Here is a 20,140-nt window from a genome sequence, read left to right on the forward strand (position 1 = left end):
AGAGCGGCAATTTGCCGGTCTATCCACAGCTGTGACTCTACCCTCGCTGAAGTCCATCGAAGGCGACAGCAACATTCCGCACGCGCATGTATCTGCTGCGCACCCTTCAACCCCGCTCCTGCAGCGGCAATCTCCTCCGCAACGTTGAATGAGTTGTTTAACGTGGCTGCAAGTCGACGGGCCAAATCACCACGAATTATGGCGTGACGATAATCCGCCGGTGGCCACAGGTCGGCTTTCTCTGCTAGCTTCGAATCACTGACGCGATGGAGAGGGCGAACCGCCTTCGAAACTGTCCGCCCTCGCCGTACCCCCGGCCCGTCAGTTGGTGACCCCTTACGGGGCCGCGCTGTCCTCGACCATCGGAGGGCAGTGTCCCCTCCGTGGTTCGTACGGTATGCCGGCTCGCCGGATTGAACAACCGGGGTTGCTGCTTTTTTCCGGCAGTGGCACCGTCGGACCTCAGCGAAGCGAGGATCTGGTTGGCGCAACGGCGGAAAGGGTTGCCGGCCCCTGGAACGACACAGGGGCCGGACTCTCTTGGATGCGCGGGTGCCACGCAACCCGCTGCGCCATGCGATTCACGGCCAGTTGCGTTGACCGCGTGTCCGTCAGCCACCGTCGGGCGGCCAGGCCGAATGGCTCATCCCTTCGAAGGAAGCAGCGTCCGGGAGTATGGCGCTCTCCACCGCTTTGACGGATGTTCTCCCAGACCTATCTGCTGGCCAGCCCGGCGCGACGCGTCGCCCCCGCCCCAGACTGGAACCGCATGACCCCACCCGTGCTGCGCGTGATTCTCGGCGACCAGCTTTCCGCGCGCCTCGACGTCGTCGCTGCGGCCGACCGGGAGAATGACGTCATCCTGATGGCGGAGGTGATGGCCGAGGCGAGCTATGTCCGCCATCACGTCAAGAAGATCGCCTTCCTCTTCTCCGCCATGCGCCACTATGCCGAGGCATTGCGTCAGTCGGGTTTTACCGTGCGCTATGTCCAGCTGGACGATCCCGGCAACACGCAGTCGCTGGACGGTGAGATTTTGCGCGCCGTGGAGGAGCTGGGGCCAAGCCGCGTCGTCGTGACGGAGCCCGGCGAATGGCGTCTCAGCGAGGGGTTCGAGGCGCTGCGGCTTGCCCTCCCCGTGCCGCTCGACATCCTGCCGGACACGCGCTTTCTGTGCACGCATGATCAGTTCAATGCCTGGGCGGGGGCGCGGCAGGAGCTGCGGATGGAGTTCTTCTACCGCGAGATGCGGCGGCGGCATTCCATCCTGATGGAGCCGGACGGCAAGCCGACGGGCGGGCGCTGGAATTTTGACGCCGACAACCGCAAGCCGCCGAAGGCGGGGCTCACCTCGCCGCCGAGGCTGAGCTTTGCCAAGGACGCGATCACGCTGGACGTGCTCGATCTCGTGCGAACCCGCTTCCCGGACGGCTACGGCCAGCTCGAGCCCTTCCATTTCGCCGTGACGCGCCGGCAGGCGCTGCGCGAGCTCGAGCATTTCGCCACGGAAATCCTGCCGCGCTTCGGCGACTACCAGGACGCCATGGTCAAGGGCGAAGCCTTTCTCAACCACTCGCTGCTCTCGGCCTATATCAATGCGGGCCTGCTCTATCCCCTCGAGGTCTGCGAGCGGGCGGAAGCGGCTTTTCGCGCGGGCGCGGTGCCCCTCAACGCGGCCGAGGGGTTCATCCGCCAGATCCTCGGCTGGCGCGAATATATCCGCGGCGTCTACTGGCGCTTCATGCCGGACTACGCCGCGCGCAATGCGCTGCAGGCGAGCGAAGCGCTGCCCTGGTTCTACTGGGGCGGCGAGACGAAGATGGCCTGCATGGCCGAGGTCCTCGCCCACACGCACGAGCATGCCTACTCCCATCATATCCAGCGGCTGATGATCACCGGCAATTTCGCGCTCATCGCCGGGATCGATCCCGCCGCGGTGCACGAATGGTATCTCGCTGTTTATGCCGATGCCTATGAATGGGTCGAGATGCCGAACACGCTCGGCATGGCGCTCCACGCCGATGGCGGGCTGCTGGCGTCAAAGCCCTATGCCGCGAGCGGCAACTACATCAACAAAATGAGCAATTACTGCCGCGGCTGCGCCTATGATCCAAAGGTCGCCGTCGGCGAGCGTGCCTGCCCCTTCAACGCGCTCTACTGGGATTTCCTCGCCCGCCACCGCGAGAGGTTCGGCGGCAATGCCCGCATGCCCTATGTCTATTCCACCTGGGACAGGATGGGAGAAACCAAGCAGGCCGCTTTGCTCGACCAGGCAAAGGCACATCTTCTCGCGATGCGCGAAGGGCGGCTCTGATGGCCAAGCGCGTCGCCAAGGCCGACCTGCCGGAAAAGATCTGCGCCACCTGCCACCGGCCCTTCAGCTGGCGCAAGAAATGGGCAAAAGTCTGGGACGAGGTTCGCTATTGCTCCGACGCCTGCCGCCGCAACCGGCCGAAGCCGCCGCAGGACTGAACGGCTCAGCCGGTCGTGCCGTCCATCCAGTCCGCGAACAGGGCGGACCAGTCGGCGGGCTCCCCTCCCGCCCGCCCCATGCCCCAGCCATGGCCACCGGTCGCAAAGACATGCAGCGCGGCCGGGACGCCGGCGATGCCGAGCGCATTGTACATCATCAGGCTGTTGTCGATCGGCGCGACGGGGTCGTCGGCCGACTGCGCGAGAAAGACCGGCGGCGTGTCGGCGCCGACGAGACGCTCGACGGAAAAGGCTTCGGCCTCGGCCCGGCCGGGATGACGCCCGAGGATCGCATGGCGTGCGCGCGTGCCGTCGACGGGCGGCATCATCGACAGGACGGGGTAGACGAGGCCGACGAAATCCGGGCGGGCGGATTGCGCATCCGCGGCATCGACCGGGCCTTGGTAACCGGCATCGGGCCGCACGGCGGTCATGCCGGCGAGATGCGCGCCGGCGGAAAAGCCGAGCATGCCGATGCGCTCGAAGCCCCCGGCGCGCACGAGGCGCATCGCGCGCTGCCCATCGGCGAAGGGCGCGGTGACCGACCAGCCCTCCCCCGGCAGTCGGTAGATCAGCTCGAAGGCGGTGATTCCCCGCGCCTGCAGCCAGCGGCAGGCCGGCACACTCTCCCGCCCCGCCTCGATCCGGCCATAGCCGCCGCCGGCGACGACGATGACGGCGGTGTCTGTCCGGCGCGACGGCTCGGCCGGCCGGTGGACCACCAGCCGCGGCCTGGAAACATGGCTGAGCGCTCCGCGCCCATCCATCCTTTCCGGCCCCGGCCCCGGCCCCGAAAGTCCCCGTCCGCCGGGCGGTTCACCCGGCCAGAGCGGCAGGTTCCTGGGCAAGGCGGCGACGGAGGGGGCTGTCAGGACGGCAGGAGCTTCCGCCAAAGCCGCCATGGCGATGAAGGACCGCCGGTCGACCAGGATGCGCGCCATGAACCACTCCCTTGCCCCGCCTGCCTATCACCGCACCGCGATCATCCCGTGGAGTGCGGCGCTCCATCGGCAGGCGCCGGTGCCGTGCCGCCTGCAGGAGGTCCTGTCGTGTCCCCCGATGTCGATTCCATGACCCCCTCCGCCGAAATGCCCGGTCTCGGAGTTCGGCTGTTCCCGGCTTCTTCCTTGCCACCGGCGTTTCCGGCCGCGGTTTCGGGCTTGGTCCCGGCCTCGACCGGCTGCCGGCTGGCTGTTGGTCGAGCGGGCGGCGGGCGACGCATCCGCCGTCGATTCCGAGCCGTTCCGCCTCTGGCGCTTTGCCGATGGCAGTCCGATCACGCTCGACGGCGGTTTCTGACGCTGGAGCGCCACCCCGAGTGGGGCGTCTGGGCAGACGGCTAACCCTCGTCGCGCCCCTCCCTCTCCATCAGCTGGCGCGCCTCCTCGGCGACCTCGGGGCTGAGCAGACGCGGTGTCAGGTCGATCCCCTTGGACAGCCGGTCGACGATCGTCTGCAGGGCCGCGACCCGGCCAAAGGTCTTGTGGTTGGCCGGGATGACGTCCCAGTGCGCATGCCCCGTCGAGGTCCGGGCGAACATCTCGTCGGCCGCCTCGACATAGGCGTTCCACTTGCCGCGATTGCGAAAGTCCTCGACGCTGAGCTTCCAGCGCTTCAACGGATCGTCCATGCGGCTGATGAAACGCTTCAGCTGCTCTTCCCGGGTGATGGCGAGGAAGATCTTGACGACGCGGGTGCCGTTGTCGACGAGCAGTTTCTCGAAGTCGGCGATCTCGCCATAGGCCCGGCTCCACTCGGCTTCGGCGGCATATCCCTCGACCCGCTCGACGAGGACCCTGCCGTACCAGGAGCGGTCGAAGACGGCGATCTCGCCCTTGGCGGGCAGCCGCTCCCAGAAGCGCGAAAGATAGTGCCTGGAGAGATCGGCCGGCTGCGGCGCCGCGATCGGCCAGACCTTGAAGCCGCGAGGGTCAAGCACGCTGGACATGCGCCTAATGGCACCGCCCTTTCCGGCCGCGTCCCAGCCTTCGAAGACGACGACGGCGCTGTGGCTGGAGTTGAGATAGGCCTGCTGGATCTTGACCAGCGTGTGCTGCAGGTCGGCCAGCCGGTCCTGGTAGGTGCCGCTTTTCAGATGGCTGTCCATGTCGAGGCCCGCGAGCGTGGCGGTCTTCGATTTCTTCGACATTGATGCATGCCTCCCCGATATGTTCGCCGCGATCATCGTCGGCAATCGCTGCAGGCGCAAGACGTGCGCCTTGCCCCGTGTCGGCTGAATGCTGCGACACGCTGAATGCTTCCATACAAGGGCGTTCAGGGGCGGTTCAGCCCGGAAACGCTACCGCTTCAGTCAGCGCCGCGATGGGTCTTGCCACACGAGCCGAAGGAGAGAGAGAATGCACAGCATGTTCAGGGTCCTCGTGATGGCAGCCGGCCTCATCGCGCCCACGGCCGCGCTTGCCGCCACCAGCGCCGTCGTCACCACGGACCTCAATGTCCGCACCGGCCCGAGCGCCTCCTATCAGCGCTACGGCACGATCCCGGCGGGCGACGAGGTGACGGTCTATGGCTGCCTGTCCGGCTACAACTGGTGCGACATCGACTGGGCCGGCGGCCGCGGCTGGGTATCGGGCAACTATCTCGCTTATCTCGGCCGGCGCTATTACCGCGAACCGATCTCCAGCGTCGGCATCACGATCGGCGTGCCGGTCCTCGGCTTCGACCCCTATGTCTACCACCGCCGCCACTATGCCGGCCGCGCCTGGTACCGCGACCGCTATCTCGATCGCCGCGACGACCGCCGCGATCGCTTCGATGGCCCCCGCCGTGGTCGCCCGGATTTTCGCGATGACCGCCGCGGCGACAGGCCTGAGTTTCGCGGCGAGCGGCGCAGCGAGCGGCAGGAGATTCGCACCGAGCGCCGGGACTTCGATGGCGAGCGTGACCGCGATCGGGGCGAATTTCGCGGCGAACGGGGCGACGGTCGGCGCGGCGACGACAGCCGTCGCGACCGTCCCTGGATCCCGCCCCAGTAAGCGCTTTGCGACCTGAGCCGTGGACGTGAGCCTACCGAGATGCCGCCGTGACGAAAGTTGCGGCGGCAGCGTCATGCCGGCTCGGCGCCTTGAGGATCGGGCGACACGGCACGTCGTTCCAGGAGGCGTCACCCCCGCCGTGAATTGTCAACACTGTGTTGACAGTCAGGCAGCATCGCTCGGCCTTTGACGCCTGTGCGGTAGACGCCATTTGAGGCTCACGTTTCAGCCGGGAAGGAACCCGCCATGCTCGACCAGATCAAGGGCCTCCATCACGTCACCTCGATGGCCGCCAATGCCCGCGACAACAACGCCTTCTTCACCGAGACGCTCGGCCTTCGCCGGGTGAAGAAAACCGTCAACTTCGATTCCCCTGATGTCTACCATCTCTATTATGGCGACGAGGTCGGCACTCCCGGCTCGGTCATGACCTATTTTCCCTTCCCGCACATCGCCAAGGGCAAGCCCGGCGCCGGCGAAGTCGGGGCGACCGCCTTTTCCGTCCCGAAGGACAGTCTTGGCGCCTGGGAGACGCGGCTCGGCGACGCCGGCGTCGCCGGTCTCTCCCGCGATAGCGTCTTTGGCGCCGGTCGCCTGCATTTCGAAGGACCGGACGGCGACGGTTTCGCGCTGATCGAAACCGAGGACGATGCCCGCACGCCCTTCCTCGGCGGCGGCGTCGATGCCGATGCCGCGATCCGCGGCTTCCATTCGGTACAGCTGCGGCTGCGCGATGGTGGCGCGACGAGCGAGCTTCTGACCTTCATGGGCTATGAGGAGGTCGAGCGATCCGGTGCGGTGACACGCCTTCGGGTAAAGGGCGGCGGCGTCGCCGACGTGATCGACATCGAGACGCTGCCCGGTGCGCCCGCCGCGCGCCAGGGTGCCGGATCGGTCCACCACGTCGCCTTCGCGGTCGAAAACCGCCAGACGCAGCTCGAAGTGCGCAAGGCACTGATGGACACGGGATACCAGGTGACGCCGGTGATCGACCGCGACTACTTCTGGGCGATATACTTTCGCACACCCGGCGGCGTTCTCTTCGAGGTCGCGACGAACGAGCCTGGATTCGAGCGCGACGAGCCGCGGCAGAATCTCGGGCAGGGTTTGATGCTGCCGGCGCGCTACGAGCCTTCCCGTGTCGCCATTATCGCCCATCTACCGCCTTTGTAAGTTCCTCGCTGTTCCACGAGCCCGTCATGATATCCTTAGACACTTACCATCACGCCGGGCATGTCGCCTCGCCAGGGGCGCCGCTCCTGTTTGTGTTTCACGGGACCGGCGGCGACGAGCGGCAGTTCTTTCACCTGGGGCGGCAGATGCTGCCCGAGGCGCACCTCGTCTCGCCCCGCGGCGACGTCGCGGAGATGGGGGCCGCGCGCTTCTTCCGCCGCAAGGCAGAGGGGCGCTACGACATGGAGGACCTCGCGCGGGCCACGGCGAAGATGGCCGCCTTCGTGGCGGCCAAGATCGAGGAACACCGGCCGAGCCGGGTCCTGGGTCTTGGCTATTCCAATGGCGCAAACATCCTCGCCACCGTCCTCATGGACCGCCCGGGATTGTTCGATGCCGCGGTGCTGATGCACCCGCTCATCCCCTTCAAGCCCGCGCCGCGGGGCAGACTGGACGGAACCCGGGTTTTGATCACGGCCGGCCGGCAAGATCCGATCTGTCCGCCGGCGCTGACCGAGCAGCTGGCGACCTTGCTGTCATCTGAAGGAGCCGACGTCGAGACCGTCTGGCATCCCGGCGGCCACGAAATCCGCGACAGTGAACTCGATGCCAGCTCGGTCTTTCTCGCCGGTGCGGCAATCCGTTCCGTCGGCGAGGCCGGTACGAGCGAGGCATGATGGCACGGGCAGCGAGCGCCCGTGCGAACGTCGTGAACGAGGAGCCTGGGCATGAGCGAAGGAGCGATCACCCTCGAGGAGGGAACGAGCAAGGGCGTGTACCGCCTGCAGGGGCCGGACGATGCGGTGGCCGAGCTCAGCTTCTCCAAGGCGGGGACGACAATGATCATCATCGACCATACCGACGTGCCCGATGCCCTTCGCGGCCAGGGCGCGGGCTTGCGCCTGGTGGAGCGTGCCGTGGCCGATGCCCGCGCCGTCGGCAAGAAGATCATCCCGCTCTGCCCCTTCGCCAATGCGCAGTTCGGCAAACATCCCGAATGGGGCGACGTCCTCAAGCACTGACCGACCCGGCCAGCCCCCAATACGCCCGGTTGCGCGAAAGCGCGTCCGGCTGAGTGCGGGACGGCAGCTCCTGCGGTCGATGCGGCCGCAATCGCGGGATGCTTGTTCGAGCGGATGGTGCGCCGTCGCGCGATTGCGACTCACGCAGCCGATCACGCTGCTGAGGAGCCAGAGCTGCTGGCGCCGCCGGATCAGCTGCGCTGGCAGAGCACGAGCACCGGGCCAGGCCATCGCCTCCCCGGTCGGCGAAACCGCTCATGCCATGCCCTTGCACCGAAGCCGCCCGCTTTACTGGAAATTCCGCCCCTTCGGCAGCACCGCGCGCATAGCACTGTCCGGCGGAAGCTCCGACGAGGCATGATGCGACGAGGCGAGAGCCGGCCGCGCGCCGCGCAGCACGGCAAGCAGCGTGCCGCGTCCCGTCTCGATCGGCCGGCGGACCTCGTCGGCGCGGGCCAGAAGGCTGCCGAGCGAGGCGGCGACGCCGCCCCGCCGGCCGCGGCGGCTGACGGGCAGCGGGCTTTTGACATGGTCTGCCGGGGCGACATGGCCTTCCCCGACAAGGCCCCCTGTGGCGACGGCGGCGAGAAGCCCGGTGAGGTCCTCGGCATGCTCGGCGACGACATGGATGACGCCCCGGTCCGACTGCATGCGCCCGGTCACCTTGATGAAGCGGGCGCCGAGGACGACCGGGCGAAGCGCCTCGAACAGCTTTGGCCAGACGATGATGTTGGCCGTGCCCGTCTCGTCCTCGATGGTCATGAAGATCACCCCCTTGGCCGAGCCCGGCCGCTGGCGCACCAGGACGAGGCCGGAGACGGTGACGCGCCGGCCGGAGGGCAGCGTCTCCAGCGTCTCGTTCGTCATCACCTTCTGGGCCCTGAGCACCGTGCGCACGAAGACGACGGGGTGGGCCTTCAGCGACAGCGACAGGAACCGATAGTCGTTGATCACCTCTTCGCCGAGCGGCATCGGCGGCAGATGTGCATCGGGCTCCTTCTGGAGGTCGGTGGCATCGGCCCGCTCGAACAGAGGCAGGCGTTCGGCGGCCCCGTTCGGATCGAGCGCCTCGGCCGCCCAGAGCGCGTCGCGCCGGGAAAGGCCGAGCGAGCCAAAGCAGTCACCGTCGGCGAGCCGCTCGATCGCCCCGCGCTTCAGCCCCGAGCGCAGCCAGAGATCGCGGACGGAATCATAGGGCCCCGACCGCAGACGTGTCGCGACGAGCTGTCCCATTTCGGCTTCCGAGAGGCCCTTGATCTGCCGGAAGCCGAGCCGGACGGCGTGGTTCGAGCGGATGTCCTTCTCCATCTCGCGGTGACGCCGCGCCAGAGCACGCGGGTCGAAATCCGATGGTTCGAGGCTGCAGTCCCAGGTCGAATGGTTGACGTCGGCCGGGCGGACGGCGACGCCGTGGTCGCGGAGGTCCCGCACGATCTGCGAGGGCGCGTAGAACCCCATCGGCTGGGCATTGAGGAGGGCGGCGGCGAAGACGTCGGGATAATGGCACTTCATGTAGCAGGAGGCGTAGACGAGGAGGGCGAAGGAGGCGGCATGGCTCTCCGGGAACCCGTAGCCGCCGAATCCCTCGATCTGCTTGAAGCAGCGCTCGGCGAATTCCCTGGAATAGCCGTTGCCGACCATGCCCTCGATCATCTTGTCGCGGAACGTGTGGATCTTGCCGGTGCGCTTGAAGGTCGCCATGGCGCGGCGCAGCTGGTCGGCCTCGCCCGGCGTGAAGCTCGCGGCGACGATCGCCATCTGCATCGCCTGCTCCTGGAACAGCGGCACGCCGAGCGTCCGGTGCAGCACGGCGCGCAGCGCCTCGTTCTCGTAGACGGGCTCTTCCAACCCCATGCGGCGCTTGAGATAGGGATGGACCATGTCGCCCTGGATCGGGCCGGGCCTGACGATCGCCACCTGGATGACGAAGTCGTAGAACTCCTTCGGCCGCAGTTTCGGCAGCATCGACATCTGCGCGCGCGATTCGATCTGGAAGACGCCGAGCGTGTCGGCCCGCCGCGTCATCGCATAGGTCGCCGCGTCGTCGGCATTCTTGGAGAGGTCGGCGAGCGTCAGCCGCCCGCCATGGTGCGCTGGATAGTTCGCGGCGAGAAGGTCGAAGCCGCGTCTGAGGCAGGACAGCATGCCGAGCGCCAGAATGTCGATCTTCAGGATCTTCAGCTCGTCGAGATCGTCCTTGTCCCATTCGACGATGGTGCGCCCGTCCATGCCGCTGTTGAGGATCGGCACGACCTCGTCGATGCGCCCGCGGGTGATGACGAAGCCGCCGACATGCTGGGAGAGGTGGCGGGGAAAGCCCATCAGCTCGTTGGCGAAGGCGAGCACGTTCTCGGTCACGGGATCGGCGACGGAAAGCCCGGCTTCCGCCGCCTCGCGCTCCCCGACATCGCCGGCATGATGGCCCCAGACCGAGCCCGACAGGGCCGAGACCGCGTCGTCCGAGAGACCGAAGGCCTTGCCGACCTCGCGCGCCGCCGAGCGGCCGCGATAGGTGATGACGGTGGCGGCGATCGCCGCATTGTCGCGGCCATAGGCCTCGTAGATGTGCTGGATCACCTCCTCGCGCCGCTCGTGCTCGAAGTCGACGTCGATGTCCGGCGGCTCGTCGCGGTCGGGCGAGATGAAGCGCTCGAAGAGGAGCCCGGTGATCTCCGGATCGACCTCGGTAATGCCGAGGCAGTAGCAGACCGTGGAATTGGCCGCCGATCCCCGGCCCTGGCACAGGATCTGCCGGGAACGGGCAAAACGGACGATGTTGTAGACGGTGAGGAAATAGGGCTCGTATTTCATCACGGCGATGATCTTCAGCTCGTGCTCGATCTGCCCGACGGTCTTCCCGGACACGCCGCCGGGATAGCGCCAGCGGGCGCCCTCGTAGGCCAGGCGCCGCAGCGCTTCGGCAGGCGTCCCGTCGAGGCCGAGCGACTCGTCGGGATATTCGTATTGCAGCGAGGACAGATCGAAGCCGAGTGCCTGGAAGAAGCGACCGCTCTCGCAAAGGGCGCTGGGATGGTCGCGGAAGAGGAGCGCCATCTCGGCCTCCGCCTTCAGATACCGCTCGGCATTCTTCGACAGGATGAAACCGGCCTCGGATATCGTCACATGGTGGCGGATGGCGGTGAGGACGTCCTGCATCCGGCGCCGGTCGGGGGCGTGGTAGAGGACGTCGTTCGTCGCCATCAGCGGGACGCGGCTTGCCGCCGCAAGTCGGGCCGCCCGGGCGAGCCGCCGGGCGTCGCCGCCGTCATGGCGCGGGGCGACGGCGAGATGAACTGAGCCGGCAAAGTTTTCCTGCAAGGCACGGAGGCAGCCTCCTGCCTGCTCGCCTGCCGCCTGCGCTTCTCCGTCATGGCTGGCACCGAGCCCGCCGGGAGAAAGCAGCGCCAGATGCAGCCCTTCGCCGCCATCCAGGAGATCGCCCAGATGGAGAACGCAGTCGCCCTTCACCGTGCGCAGATTGCCGAGGGTCAGCAGCCGGCAGAGTTTCCCCCAGCCTTCCCGGTCGCGCGGATAGGCGAAGATGTCGGGGGTCTCGTCCTTGAAGACGAGGCGCGCGCCGGGAGCGAAGGGAAAGCCGATCTCGCGCGCCGCCTGGTGCGCCCGTACCACGCCCGCGACGGTGTTGCGGTCGGCAAGGCCGAGCCCCCCCAGCCCCTTGGCCTGCGCCGTGCCGACGAGTTCGTCCGGCTGCGAAGCGCCGCGCAGGAAGGAAAAGCTGCTCGCCGTGCCGATCTCGGCAAAGCCTGAAACCCCGCCCCTCCCCCGAGGAACGGCCGGGCGGCGGCGGGCGGGGGGACGCAAGGGCGCCGACATCAGGCAAAGATCCCGTGCATGAACCAGCGCGCGACCGGATCGCCATGGCCGCCCTCGCCGGGCGCCGCCGCCTGCTCCTTGCGAAACAGCCAGAATCGCCGCCCGTCGGCATCCTCGATGCGGAAATAGTCGCGGGCGCGCTCGGTCCCGCCCAGCCACCATTCCGGCGCGATGCGCTCCGGCCCCTCGACCCGGCGCACCACATGCAGCGCCCGGCGCCAGCGAAAGTGCATCGGCACGCCGTCCGGCACCGCGAAGGTCGCCTCCACCACCTCGGGCGACCCCAGGAGCCGGACCGGGCGGGGCGCTTCCTCCCCCCTCGGCAGCGCCATGTCGGCGGCCATGGCCGGGCGCGACGCCGCCCCGCCGCGCTGCGACCCGGTGATGGGCGGCACGGTGATCGCCGGGCGGATGCGCATCGCCCTTTCGGGCCAATGGCTGGCGCGGGCCTCGATCTGCAGCACCTGGTCCTCGCCGAGCCGGGCACCCAACCGGTCGATCAGCCCGGCGAGATCGCCGGCCAGGCTCTTTTCGCCCGAAAGATCCTCCTGGCGCTCGATCATCGTCTCTTCCGCCAGCACCGAGAGGCGAACCAGATCGAAGCCGAAGCCGGCGTCGATCTCCTCGCCAAATCCCTTCAGCCGCTCGCGGAAGAGAGCCGAGATGCGCTCGGGCGCGCGCAAGGGGCCGGAGGCTGCGACCGTGACGCGCTCGACCTTGCCGTCGGCGCGAAACAGCGACAGTTCCAGCCGTCGTGCCCCTTCGCCGCGCCGCTCCAGCGCCTGGCAGAGGCGCTGGGCGAGAAAGCCGGTGATGCGCTCGATGTCCCCGGCCTGGCTGATCGGCGCGGCAAAGCGCCGTTCGGCGATGAGGGCGGGGACCGTGCGGCGCGGGCTGATCGGCCGGTCGGCAAGACCCAGCGCCTCGTCGAGCCGGGTCAGGAGGTCGGCGCCGAACCGTCGCGCCAGGCTCTGCCGCGGCAGGCCTGCCAGCGCCCCGATGGTCTTCAGGCCGAGCCGCTCGAGCTTTGCCGTCCTGTCCGCGCCAAGCCGCAGGGCACCGATCGGCAGCGGCGCCACGGCGGCGTGCTCCTGGCCTTCGGCGATGTCCGCGCCCGAAGACCTGGAAGCGGCGGCAAGCGCCGTGCCGGCATGCCCGGCGATCGCGGCCCGGGCGAAAAATCCCTGGTGGAACAGCCGGGCAAGAAGGTCGTCCATCAGCGCCTTCTCGCCGCCGAAGAGATGGCCGCAGCCGGAAATATCGAGAACGAGGCCATGCGGCGGATCGAGCGCGACGAGCGGGGTATAGCGGTCACACCAATCGGCCACGGCGCCAAGGAGAACGGCGTCCGCCGCCCTGTCGGCCGCCACGACGTCGAGGCCGGGAAAGCGGGCCCGGGCATCGGCAAGGCCAAGACCCGGCGACAGGCCGAGCGTTGCCGCCCCCTCGCAAAGCGCGGCGATGCGGTCGGCATTGGCGAGCCGCTCGTAAAGCACGAGCGGCGCCGCGGCGGCCGCGTCACGACGCCCGTCGGAGCGCCAGGACCGACCCAGACGGTCGCGCCGGATCCGATCCGTCGACAGCAGCGGGAGCGAGATGGCGAGCAGGCGGCTGGGCGAGGGCTTGGAAGCGGCGGTCATGGGGATTCCATTGCAGGAGAAAATGCTGGGATCGGCCGTCACGGGCCTTTTCGACGGTAACGGCGAAGACGGGATGGCCGATGAGTTTGGGCGCCGGCTCGCCTCGGCCCCTTGCCTGGTCAAGCACAGGGCCGGGCACGAAACCGGGTACGAAGTCCGGAACGGCCGCGGCCGGGGCGGGTGCGATGCGCAGCCGGAGCGGTGCGGCCGTGGCTTCCGGGCGCCCGCTCTGGCGCAGGAGCAGTAACGGGCGTCCGGCCCGGCCGGCGCGCAGATGCAGCCGGCGCGTGCCCTCGAGCCCGAGAAGCCGCGGATTGCCGCGCACTTCGAGGATGGTCAGCGCAGGCGCCGGCGAGCGCGCCGCTTCCTCGCCGGCCCAGACCGCCTGTTCCAGCCGCGGCGTGCGCACGAGGACGAGGCCCGCCGGATCGAGACCATAGGCGGCAAGACCCGGCCCATAGGGCATGCCGCCCTCGGCAAAGCCGTGGGCACCGCCGATCCAGATGGCCGGACGGCCGGGGCTGGCGCCAAACAGCACCGCCAGCGCCAGGGCGAAGCCCGCGCCGCTGCCGCTGCCGCGCGTCTCGTCGACATGGATTTCGGTCAGCCCGCTCCCGGGAAAGCCGCCGGCCAGCGCTTCATCCGCCGCAGCGACGCCGAACGACGCCCGTCGCTGCCGGATCGCGGCGCTGCCGACGTCCCTTTCCGGCACCACGCCTGCGGGCATCGACGGCGCGGCAGCGGCGGACAGCCTGTTCGGCGGGATCTCCAGCCGATGCACCGCGCGGCCTTCGATCAAGGCGATGCGCGCGGCCAGTTCCGCCACGGTTTCGCGTTGCGCCGCTTCACCGCTCCGTCCCCGGAAGAACGCATTTTCAGACATGACGATCTCCCTCGGCCCGCACCGCAGCCGTTCCGCCCTCTCTCCCGGAGAGGTCTTGTTCTCTGTATGTTCCTATGGATTCCAGAGGGGCCGGAGAGAGTCAAGAAGAGTCTTTTTCGGAATATTTTCCTTTTATTATGAAACCCTCGGGAGATGAGGGGTCATTCGCACCAGGAAATGGCCATAGATTCCTATGCAGCCGGGGAGAACCAAGGCATCGGCAGGCGGCTTCGGCCGGCTGGAAACAGCTCGGCCGATCGCCGCGGGACTTTCCCTGTCCCCGTCCTTTTTCATCCAACGGCCGCGCCTTGCGCGCGAAACGCCTCCGCGGCATTCGAATCGGGAGCAGACCTCGCCCCGCAGCCGCGCACGCCCTATCATGCCAGGCGATGGCAGCGGGAAGGAGCATCATGGCAAGGCATGACCAGAGCGGCGACTGGGGCCGGCGGATGGCGCCGAGCCTCGAGGAAATCGAGGCGCTGGCACTGGAAGCCTATGCCGGCCTGCCGCAGGAGTTCCGGCGATTGTCGGGCGACATCCAGTTCATCGTCGCCGACTTTCCCGAGGACTCGATCGTCGAGGAAATGGGCCTTGAGAGCGCCTTCGACATTCTCGGCCTGTTCGAGGGGCGTCCGATCGGCGATCCCGGCCTTGCCGTCACCGGCGAGATGACGAATCGCATCCTTCTCTATCGCCGGCCCATTCTCGACTACTGGTCGGAGCACGAGGAAGCGCTCGGTACGCTCGTCGCGCATGTGCTGATCCACGAGATCGGCCATCATTTCGGCCTGTCGGACGATGACATGGAAGAGTTGGAGGCGCAGGCCGGATAGGGGGCTCGCGTTCGGCCGGCGATCGCCGGCCCCATGCTCGGAAGACACGGGGTGTTCGAGCAAGCGGCAGGGGAAGCCGGAAATGCTGAAGGGAGGCTGCCACTGCGACGCCGCCCACTGGACGCCTCATGGCGATCCCGGGTCCGACGACGGCCTGCAATTGCATGCTTTGCCGCCGCTACGGCGCGCCCTTGGGCCTATGGGGACGCCTGCAAAGGCCGATCCACCGCGTGAAAGGCTCTTCTGCCCGGGTTGCAGCTGCGTTCTGGTCCGGCGCGGACGGCAGGACGAGCTGGACGGCCGATACCGCCTGGCGGTCAATGTCAGGATGGCGCTGCCGGAGGCCGTCGCCGATCTTCCCATCCATCATTCTGATGGCCTGGCCACTTTCGAGGATCCTTCCGCCCGACGGCCGCTGCGTACCCGACATGTCGTTCTGAGCTGACGCTCCCCCAGGAGGGCGTCAGGCTCCGAACTCCGGAACGAGGGAGATCATCCCGTCACTGCGCGTGGAGGTCGAGCGACCAGGACAGCGTCGCCGGCAACGGTGTCCACAGACCCGTCGTCACCCCTGCCGCGCGCAAGGCGGCAGCGGTCCACGCGTTGCAGCCGGCAAACGCGGTAAAGCGCCCCGTCGCCTCGTAGAAGCGATCGAAGGCGCCGTAGCCCGCGGCACCGACCAGAACGGGGCGACCGGCTTGATCGCGGGCGAGTGTCTCGAGGACAAAGCCCATGAGGGCGGCAAAGCCGGCATCGCGGTAGTGTCCGCGCTCGTGGTGGAAATTCCGACATTGAAAGGTGTGGCTGAGGCGGTCACCGGATAGGGCGGCTAAGGTGGAGTTGCGAGACTTCAACCTGACCGGAGAACCCGATGACCGAGGACAGACTACCGCTTGCCGAGCTTTTTGCGAAAGCCGGGGACGGCGATTTCCTGAGAACGATAGCCGAGAGCGTGATGCAGCTCCTTATGGAGGTCGACGTTGAAGGCATGATCGGCGCCGGGCGCCACGAACGGACGCAGGAACGGGCGACTTATCGCAATGGCTACCGCGACCGCTCGCTCGACACGCGGCTCGGCTCGTTGCAGCTTCGGATACCCAAGCTTCGGCAGGGCAGCTACTTCCCGCCGTTCCTGGAGCCGAGAAAGCTCTCGGAGAAGGCCTTGGTTGCCGTCATTCAGGAAGCTTGGATCAGCGGCGTTTCCACCCGGCGGGTCGACGATCTGGTACAGGCCATGGGGCTGTCGGGGATCGGCAAGAGCACCGTATCGAAGCTGTGCAAAGACATCGACGAACGCGTCGGCGGCTTCCTCGACCGTCCTCTCACTGGCGACTGGCCCTACCTCTGGCTGGATGCGACCTACCTGAAGCAGCGCGAGGGTGGACGCATCGTTTCGGTCGCCGCCATAATCGCCGTGGCCGTGAACACGGACGGCAAGCGCGAGATCGTCGGCCTTCACATCGGCCCCTCGGAAGCGGAGACGTTTTGGTCGAGCTTCCTCAAGAGCCTCGTGCGCCGCGGCCTGTCCGGCGTGAAGCTCGTGATCTCGGATGCTCACGAAGGGCTGAAAGCCGCCATTCGCCGGGTGTTCAGCGCCTCCTGGCAGCGCTGCCGGGTGCATTGGATGCGCAACGCCCTGTCGTATGTCCCGAAGGCGCAGCAGAGCATGGCGGCGGCCGCGCTGCGCCAAGCCTTCGCCCAGCCCGATCGTGCTAGCGCCAGCCAGGCGCTGCGCCACGTCGCCGACCAGCTTCGGGGAAAGTGTCCAAAGCTCGGGGCCTTCATCGACAACAGCGAGACCGACGTGCTGGCGCACATGGATTTTCCCAGTCAGCACCGGACCCGGATCCATTCGACGAATTCCCTGGAGCGCCTGAACAAGGAGGTGAAGCGGCGTGCCGACGTCGTCGGAATCTTCCCGAACGAGGGATCCATCATCCGGCTCATCGGCGCCGTCCTTCTCGAGGCCAACGACGAATGGCAGATCCAGAACCGCTACATGCAGACCGAACCCATGGCCGACCTCATGGCCATGGGCAACACTGCAAAACCCGAACAGATTTCCACCGAAGTCGCCTGAAACGGAGCCGCTTCAGCTACACTCAATTTCCACCACGTTGACGGACACGACCGGCATCGCCGAGATCGACGGCGCGCACTCCCGGTGCCGCGGCGTCGATCTCGCCGGCAAGGTCCACATGCAGCACCGCGGAATCGCCCGTAAAGGCGCGCAGCACCGGGCCTGGCCGGATATCCGACCAGCGCGGCGTCCCGATGTAGAAATCGCGGCCACCCCAGCCGACGACGATCGCCCCGACGTCCTGCCGGTCGATCGGAAGTCCCGCGGCGGAGAGAAAGCCGAAGCTGGCGAGAACGCTTGCCTCCGCCGGCAGGGCGATGTCGGTGTGGATGGCGGAGGAGAGGATGAAGACGCGGTGGCGGGCTTCCGGCGGGCCCTGTGCAAACGCACGGGTGCCGAGGCGGTCGCCGGCCACGCGGCGCAGATCCGGGCCTTGCGTCTGGCCGCCTCCCTTGCCGGCCCCGCTGCCGCCAGCGGCGGCCAGGTCGGATGGGCTGGCCGCTCCATCCGCGCCCGCGCGCGGCACGAGACAGCCGATCGCCAGGGCCAGCAGCGGCAGTGCGAGCACGATGAGGGGCGCCGAGGACCGCCAGCCGAAGCGATGCCGGGCTTTGGGCGCCCTATTGCTCGCCAAGCTTCATGGAGGGGTCGTAGCTGTGACCATAGAGTTCCTTGACCACGGCCTGCCCGCAACGCATGGCGCCGCTGCTCGAATCGAAGGCATAGGTCGGATCGCCGTAGAGGTCCCAACCCTTGTCGAGCGCGGCCGACACCTTGTGGCAGAAACTCGCATCGTCGGGCCCGGTCAGAAGTCGGTAGAGTTTCATCGAGACGTCCTTTTCACATCATTCCGATCGCCCGCGGCGCGCCCTGAGATCGCCCTGGCAGCCAATCCGTTCGTTCGTCGAGCAGATCGCCGCTATCGCCATCAGCCTTCACACCGGACCTGCAGTAAAGCTGTCCAGTCTGCCCGCATATCGTTGCACATCATGCCGGATGCAAGCTTTGCCGACTTCACGCGCCCGCTATCCTCATTTCGCCCGACGGCTTCGTGCCATCCAGGCCGGCAGATTTGCGGCCCGCAAAGGCCATCGTGGTGTGAAGGCCGTCACAATGCTCAGCCCGAACGCCAACGCTCCGGCCGCGGCAAAGTCGGGGATTTTGGCCTGACGCGGATTGGAATGATGTTTTTGGGGGTTGACTATGTGTTGGGAACGCAAACAGCCCCGTCGCGGGTGCGACGGGGCTGTTTGGTTTGTGTTTTGTTGGGTATGTGATGAGATTTCTTGTCATTTGCAGACCTGGCGGCGACCGACTTTCCCGCGTCTTGAGACGAAGTATCATGGGCGCTGGAGCGTTTCACGGCCGAGTTCGGAATGGGATCGGGTGCAGCCGCTCCGCTAGAACCACCAGGTCAGCGAATGGCAAGATGAAGCTGGAGTTTGTTTCAGGGGGCTCACGCCAGCCGGGTAAAGACCCGGCCGTCTCCGCTGGGGCGGGCCAGTTGGCCCGACGCCCGGTCGGGCTACCAAGGGGCGCCCCTTTCGGGAAAGCCGCGGTAGTAGCTGAGTTCTGGAAGGCCTCTGCAGGGAGGCCGTTTGGATTGGAATGAGAACCGTCTCTTTTCAGCGGCAACAGGCTGGCCGCCCGTAGGACGACCGTCCGTCGGATTGCCATGGCAATCCGCGCCAGCGCAGACGACTTGTCCGTGACAAGTCGGCGTGAGCGCCTCGAGACAAACCAATGTTCACACCCCTTTGGGGGTGAACATTGGCGAATGGGAATGATCAAGCCGATCGGGCGATTAGTACCGGTAAGCTTCAAGCATTACTGCTCGTCCACACCCGGCCTATCAACGTGGTGGTCTACCACGGCCCTGATAGGGAGCACTCGTTTTGAGGTTAGTTTCCCGCTTAGATGCCTTCAGCGGTTATCTAGTCCGTACATAGCTACCCTGCACTGCGGCTGGCGCCACAACAGGTCCACCAGAGGTACGTCCATCCCGGTCCTCTCGTACTAGGGACAGATCCTCTCAATACTCCTACACCCACGGCAGATAGGGACCGAACTGTCTCACGACGTTCTGAACCCAACTCACGTACCGCTTTAAATGGCGAACAGCCATACCCTTGGGACCTGCTCCAGCCCCAGGATGCGATGAGTCGACATCGAGGTGCCAAACAACCCCGTCGATATGGACTCTTGGGGGTCATCAGCCTGTTATCCCCGGCGTACCTTTTATCCGTTGAGCGATGGCCCTTCCACGCGGGACCACCGGATCACTATGACCGACTTTCGTCTCTGCTCGACATGTACGTCTCGCAGTCAGGCGGGCTTATGCCATTGCACTCGACGACCGATTTCCGACCGGTCTGAGCCCACCATCGCGCGCCTCCGTTACTCTTTGGGAGGCGACCGCCCCAGTCAAACTACCCACCATACACTGTCCCGGATCCGGATAACGGACCGCGGTTAGACATCCATGACGATAAGGGTGGTATTTCAAGGATGGCTCCACACGAGCTGGCGCCCATGCTTCAAAGCCTACCACCTATCCTACACATGCCGACACGAATGCCAGTGTAAAGCTATAGTAAAGGTGCACGGGGTCTTTCCGTCTGACCGCAGGAACCCCGCATCTTCACGGGGAATTCAATTTCACTGAGTCTATGCTGGAGACAGCGGGGAAGTCGTTACGCCATTCGTGCAGGTCGGAACTTACCCGACAAGGAATTTCGCTACCTTAGGACCGTTATAGTTACGGCCGCCGTTTACTGGGGCTTCATTTCAGAGCTTGCACCCCTCCACTTAACCTTCCAGCACCGGGCAGGCGTCAGACCCTATACGTCGTCTTGCGACTTCGCAGAGCCCTGTGTTTTTGGTAAACAGTCGCTACCCCCTGGTCTGTGCCACCCCCACCCACTTGCGTACATGGGGGTCACGCTTCTTCCGAAGTTACGCGTGCAATTTGCCGAGTTCCTTCAGCATAGTTCTCTCAAGCGCCTTGGTATACTCTACCAGTCCACCTGTGTCGGTTTAGGGTACGGTCTATACGGTGGGGCTATTTCCTGGAACCGCTTCACCGCAGGATCAATCCAATAAGACCCTACGATACACGCGATCCGTCACTCTCCACCAGGCCCACGATTATTAACGTGGTTCCCATCGACTACGCCTTTCGGCCTCGCCTTAGGGGCCGGCTAACCC

The 20,140-nt window shown here is 66.6% G+C and carries 16 protein-coding genes, 2 rRNA genes, 1 pseudogene and 1 riboswitch (1 of these 20 cut by a window edge); of the genes and pseudogenes, 9 read left to right on the forward strand and 10 right to left on the reverse strand.

From position 1 onward, the window contains the following. Window positions 1–125: 125 nt before the first annotated feature. Window positions 126–203: riboswitch (SAM riboswitch) on the reverse strand. 566 nt (window positions 204–769) lie between these two features. Both Sa4125_RS21565 and Sa4125_RS21570 read left to right on the forward strand, forming a co-directional pair. Further along, on the forward strand, window positions 770–2,314 hold the full coding sequence (locus Sa4125_RS21565) for a cryptochrome/photolyase family protein (protein ID WP_224001537.1): 1,545 nt from the start codon (window positions 770–772) through the stop codon (window positions 2,312–2,314). After that, window positions 2,314–2,472: a DUF2256 domain-containing protein gene (locus tag Sa4125_RS21570; RefSeq protein ID WP_224001539.1), complete on the forward strand. Its 159-nt coding sequence runs from the start codon at window positions 2,314–2,316 to the stop codon at window positions 2,470–2,472. The genes Sa4125_RS21565 and Sa4125_RS21570 overlap by 1 nt, the downstream gene beginning before the upstream one ends. A gap of 5 nt (window positions 2,473–2,477) precedes the next feature. Here Sa4125_RS21570 and Sa4125_RS21575 read toward each other — a convergent pair whose 3' ends face one another. Together Sa4125_RS21575 and Sa4125_RS21580 are read right to left on the reverse strand one after the other, a co-directional pair. Continuing rightward, the gene (locus tag Sa4125_RS21575; RefSeq protein ID WP_224001541.1) at window positions 2,478–3,413 is read right to left on the reverse strand and encodes an alpha/beta hydrolase; all 936 of its coding nucleotides are present in this window, start codon (window positions 3,411–3,413) and stop codon (window positions 2,478–2,480) included. A 398-nt stretch (window positions 3,414–3,811) separates the two neighbouring features. Then, window positions 3,812–4,621, reverse strand: coding sequence for a polyphosphate kinase (locus tag Sa4125_RS21580; protein WP_224001543.1), 810 nt, complete (start codon window positions 4,619–4,621; stop codon window positions 3,812–3,814). A gap of 208 nt (window positions 4,622–4,829) precedes the next feature. Here Sa4125_RS21580 and Sa4125_RS21585 point away from each other — a divergent pair, with 208 nt between their 5' ends. The 4 genes from Sa4125_RS21585 (at window position 4,830) to Sa4125_RS21600 (ending at window position 7,663) form a co-directional block, all read left to right on the forward strand. Then, entirely contained in the window at window positions 4,830–5,468 is a 639-nt protein-coding gene (locus Sa4125_RS21585) for an SH3 domain-containing protein (protein ID WP_224001545.1), read from the forward strand. A 246-nt stretch (window positions 5,469–5,714) separates the two neighbouring features. Then, complete coding sequence (locus tag Sa4125_RS21590) at window positions 5,715–6,641, forward strand: ring-cleaving dioxygenase (protein ID WP_224001547.1); 927 nt, start codon at window positions 5,715–5,717, stop codon at window positions 6,639–6,641. Window positions 6,642–6,667: 26 nt separating this feature from the next. After that, window positions 6,668–7,318: an alpha/beta hydrolase gene (locus Sa4125_RS21595; protein ID WP_224001549.1), complete on the forward strand. Its 651-nt coding sequence runs from the start codon at window positions 6,668–6,670 to the stop codon at window positions 7,316–7,318. A 51-nt stretch (window positions 7,319–7,369) separates the two neighbouring features. Continuing rightward, window positions 7,370–7,663, forward strand: coding sequence for a GNAT family N-acetyltransferase (locus Sa4125_RS21600; RefSeq protein ID WP_224001551.1), 294 nt, complete (start codon window positions 7,370–7,372; stop codon window positions 7,661–7,663). 288 nt (window positions 7,664–7,951) lie between these two features. Here the strand turns inward: Sa4125_RS21600 and Sa4125_RS21605 are convergent, their stop codons facing one another. From Sa4125_RS21605 to Sa4125_RS21615, 3 genes are read right to left on the reverse strand one after another with little or no spacing between them, the layout of a single operon-like run. Then, on the reverse strand, window positions 7,952–11,497 hold the full coding sequence (locus tag Sa4125_RS21605) for an error-prone DNA polymerase (RefSeq protein WP_224001553.1): 3,546 nt from the start codon (window positions 11,495–11,497) through the stop codon (window positions 7,952–7,954). Next, window positions 11,497–12,993, reverse strand: a complete 1,497-nt coding sequence (locus Sa4125_RS21610) for a DNA polymerase Y family protein (RefSeq protein WP_224008123.1) — start codon at window positions 12,991–12,993, stop codon at window positions 11,497–11,499. The genes Sa4125_RS21605 and Sa4125_RS21610 overlap by 1 nt, the downstream gene beginning before the upstream one ends. A 22-nt stretch (window positions 12,994–13,015) precedes the next feature. After that, on the reverse strand, window positions 13,016–14,020 hold the full coding sequence (locus tag Sa4125_RS21615) for a hypothetical protein (RefSeq protein WP_224001555.1): 1,005 nt from the start codon (window positions 14,018–14,020) through the stop codon (window positions 13,016–13,018). A gap of 410 nt (window positions 14,021–14,430) precedes the next feature. Here Sa4125_RS21615 and Sa4125_RS21620 point away from each other — a divergent pair, with 410 nt between their 5' ends. Continuing rightward, the gene (locus Sa4125_RS21620) at window positions 14,431–14,853 is read left to right on the forward strand and encodes a metallopeptidase family protein (RefSeq protein WP_224001557.1); all 423 of its coding nucleotides are present in this window, start codon (window positions 14,431–14,433) and stop codon (window positions 14,851–14,853) included. 82 nt (window positions 14,854–14,935) lie between these two features. Further along, window positions 14,936–15,293 (forward strand): annotated as a pseudogene (locus tag Sa4125_RS24350) (GFA family protein). Between the two features lie 60 nt (window positions 15,294–15,353). On the opposite strand, the gene Sa4125_RS21625 reads toward Sa4125_RS24350, so the two are convergent. Then, window positions 15,354–15,707 (reverse strand): DUF2459 domain-containing protein, encoded by a 354-nt coding sequence (locus Sa4125_RS21625; RefSeq protein WP_224001559.1) that lies wholly within the window; start codon window positions 15,705–15,707, stop codon window positions 15,354–15,356. 17 nt (window positions 15,708–15,724) lie between these two features. On the opposite strand from Sa4125_RS21625, the gene Sa4125_RS21630 reads away from it, so the two are divergent. Beyond that, window positions 15,725–16,933 (forward strand): IS256 family transposase, encoded by a 1,209-nt coding sequence (locus tag Sa4125_RS21630; protein ID WP_223998301.1) that lies wholly within the window; start codon window positions 15,725–15,727, stop codon window positions 16,931–16,933. A gap of 22 nt (window positions 16,934–16,955) precedes the next feature. Here the strand turns inward: Sa4125_RS21630 and Sa4125_RS21635 are convergent, their stop codons facing one another. The 4 genes from Sa4125_RS21635 to Sa4125_RS21650 all read right to left on the reverse strand — a co-directional run. Next, complete coding sequence (locus Sa4125_RS21635) at window positions 16,956–17,501, reverse strand: DUF2459 domain-containing protein (RefSeq protein ID WP_224001561.1); 546 nt, start codon at window positions 17,499–17,501, stop codon at window positions 16,956–16,958. A 52-nt stretch (window positions 17,502–17,553) separates the two neighbouring features. After that, window positions 17,554–17,760: a DUF1737 domain-containing protein gene (locus Sa4125_RS21640; RefSeq protein WP_224001563.1), complete on the reverse strand. Its 207-nt coding sequence runs from the start codon at window positions 17,758–17,760 to the stop codon at window positions 17,554–17,556. 472 nt (window positions 17,761–18,232) lie between these two features. Continuing rightward, a 5S ribosomal RNA gene (rrf, locus tag Sa4125_RS21645) occupies window positions 18,233–18,347 on the reverse strand. Between the two features lie 369 nt (window positions 18,348–18,716). Continuing rightward, window positions 18,717–20,140, reverse strand: a 23S ribosomal RNA gene (locus Sa4125_RS21650) (it continues 1,405 nt past the right edge of the window).

The sequence above is a fragment of the Aureimonas sp. SA4125 genome, assembly GCF_019973775.1.
Taxonomy (GTDB): domain Bacteria; phylum Pseudomonadota; class Alphaproteobacteria; order Rhizobiales; family Rhizobiaceae; genus Plantimonas.

Excerpts from the sequence above, each read along its gene's own strand:
- Sa4125_RS21570 (WP_224001539.1), top strand. The coding sequence starts at position 2,314 with ATGGCCAAGCGCGTCGCCAAGGCCGACCTGCCGGAAAAGATCTGCGCC.
- Sa4125_RS21595 (WP_224001549.1), top strand. The coding sequence starts at position 6,668 with ATGATATCCTTAGACACTTACCATCACGCCGGGCATGTCGCCTCGCCA.
- Sa4125_RS21580 (WP_224001543.1), bottom strand. The coding sequence starts at position 4,621 with ATGTCGAAGAAATCGAAGACCGCCACGCTCGCGGGCCTCGACATGGAC.
- Sa4125_RS21600 (WP_224001551.1), top strand. The coding sequence starts at position 7,370 with ATGAGCGAAGGAGCGATCACCCTCGAGGAGGGAACGAGCAAGGGCGTG.
- Sa4125_RS21565 (WP_224001537.1), top strand. The coding sequence starts at position 770 with ATGACCCCACCCGTGCTGCGCGTGATTCTCGGCGACCAGCTTTCCGCG.
- Sa4125_RS21590 (WP_224001547.1), top strand. The coding sequence starts at position 5,715 with ATGCTCGACCAGATCAAGGGCCTCCATCACGTCACCTCGATGGCCGCC.
- Sa4125_RS21630 (WP_223998301.1), top strand. The coding sequence starts at position 15,725 with ATGACCGAGGACAGACTACCGCTTGCCGAGCTTTTTGCGAAAGCCGGG.
- Sa4125_RS21605 (WP_224001553.1), bottom strand. The coding sequence starts at position 11,497 with ATGTCGGCGCCCTTGCGTCCCCCCGCCCGCCGCCGCCCGGCCGTTCCT.
- Sa4125_RS21615 (WP_224001555.1), bottom strand. The coding sequence starts at position 14,020 with ATGTCTGAAAATGCGTTCTTCCGGGGACGGAGCGGTGAAGCGGCGCAA.
- Sa4125_RS21575 (WP_224001541.1), bottom strand. The coding sequence starts at position 3,413 with ATGGCGCGCATCCTGGTCGACCGGCGGTCCTTCATCGCCATGGCGGCT.
- Sa4125_RS21640 (WP_224001563.1), bottom strand. The coding sequence starts at position 17,760 with ATGAAACTCTACCGACTTCTGACCGGGCCCGACGATGCGAGTTTCTGC.
- Sa4125_RS21585 (WP_224001545.1), top strand. The coding sequence starts at position 4,830 with ATGCACAGCATGTTCAGGGTCCTCGTGATGGCAGCCGGCCTCATCGCG.
- Sa4125_RS21620 (WP_224001557.1), top strand. The coding sequence starts at position 14,431 with ATGGCAAGGCATGACCAGAGCGGCGACTGGGGCCGGCGGATGGCGCCG.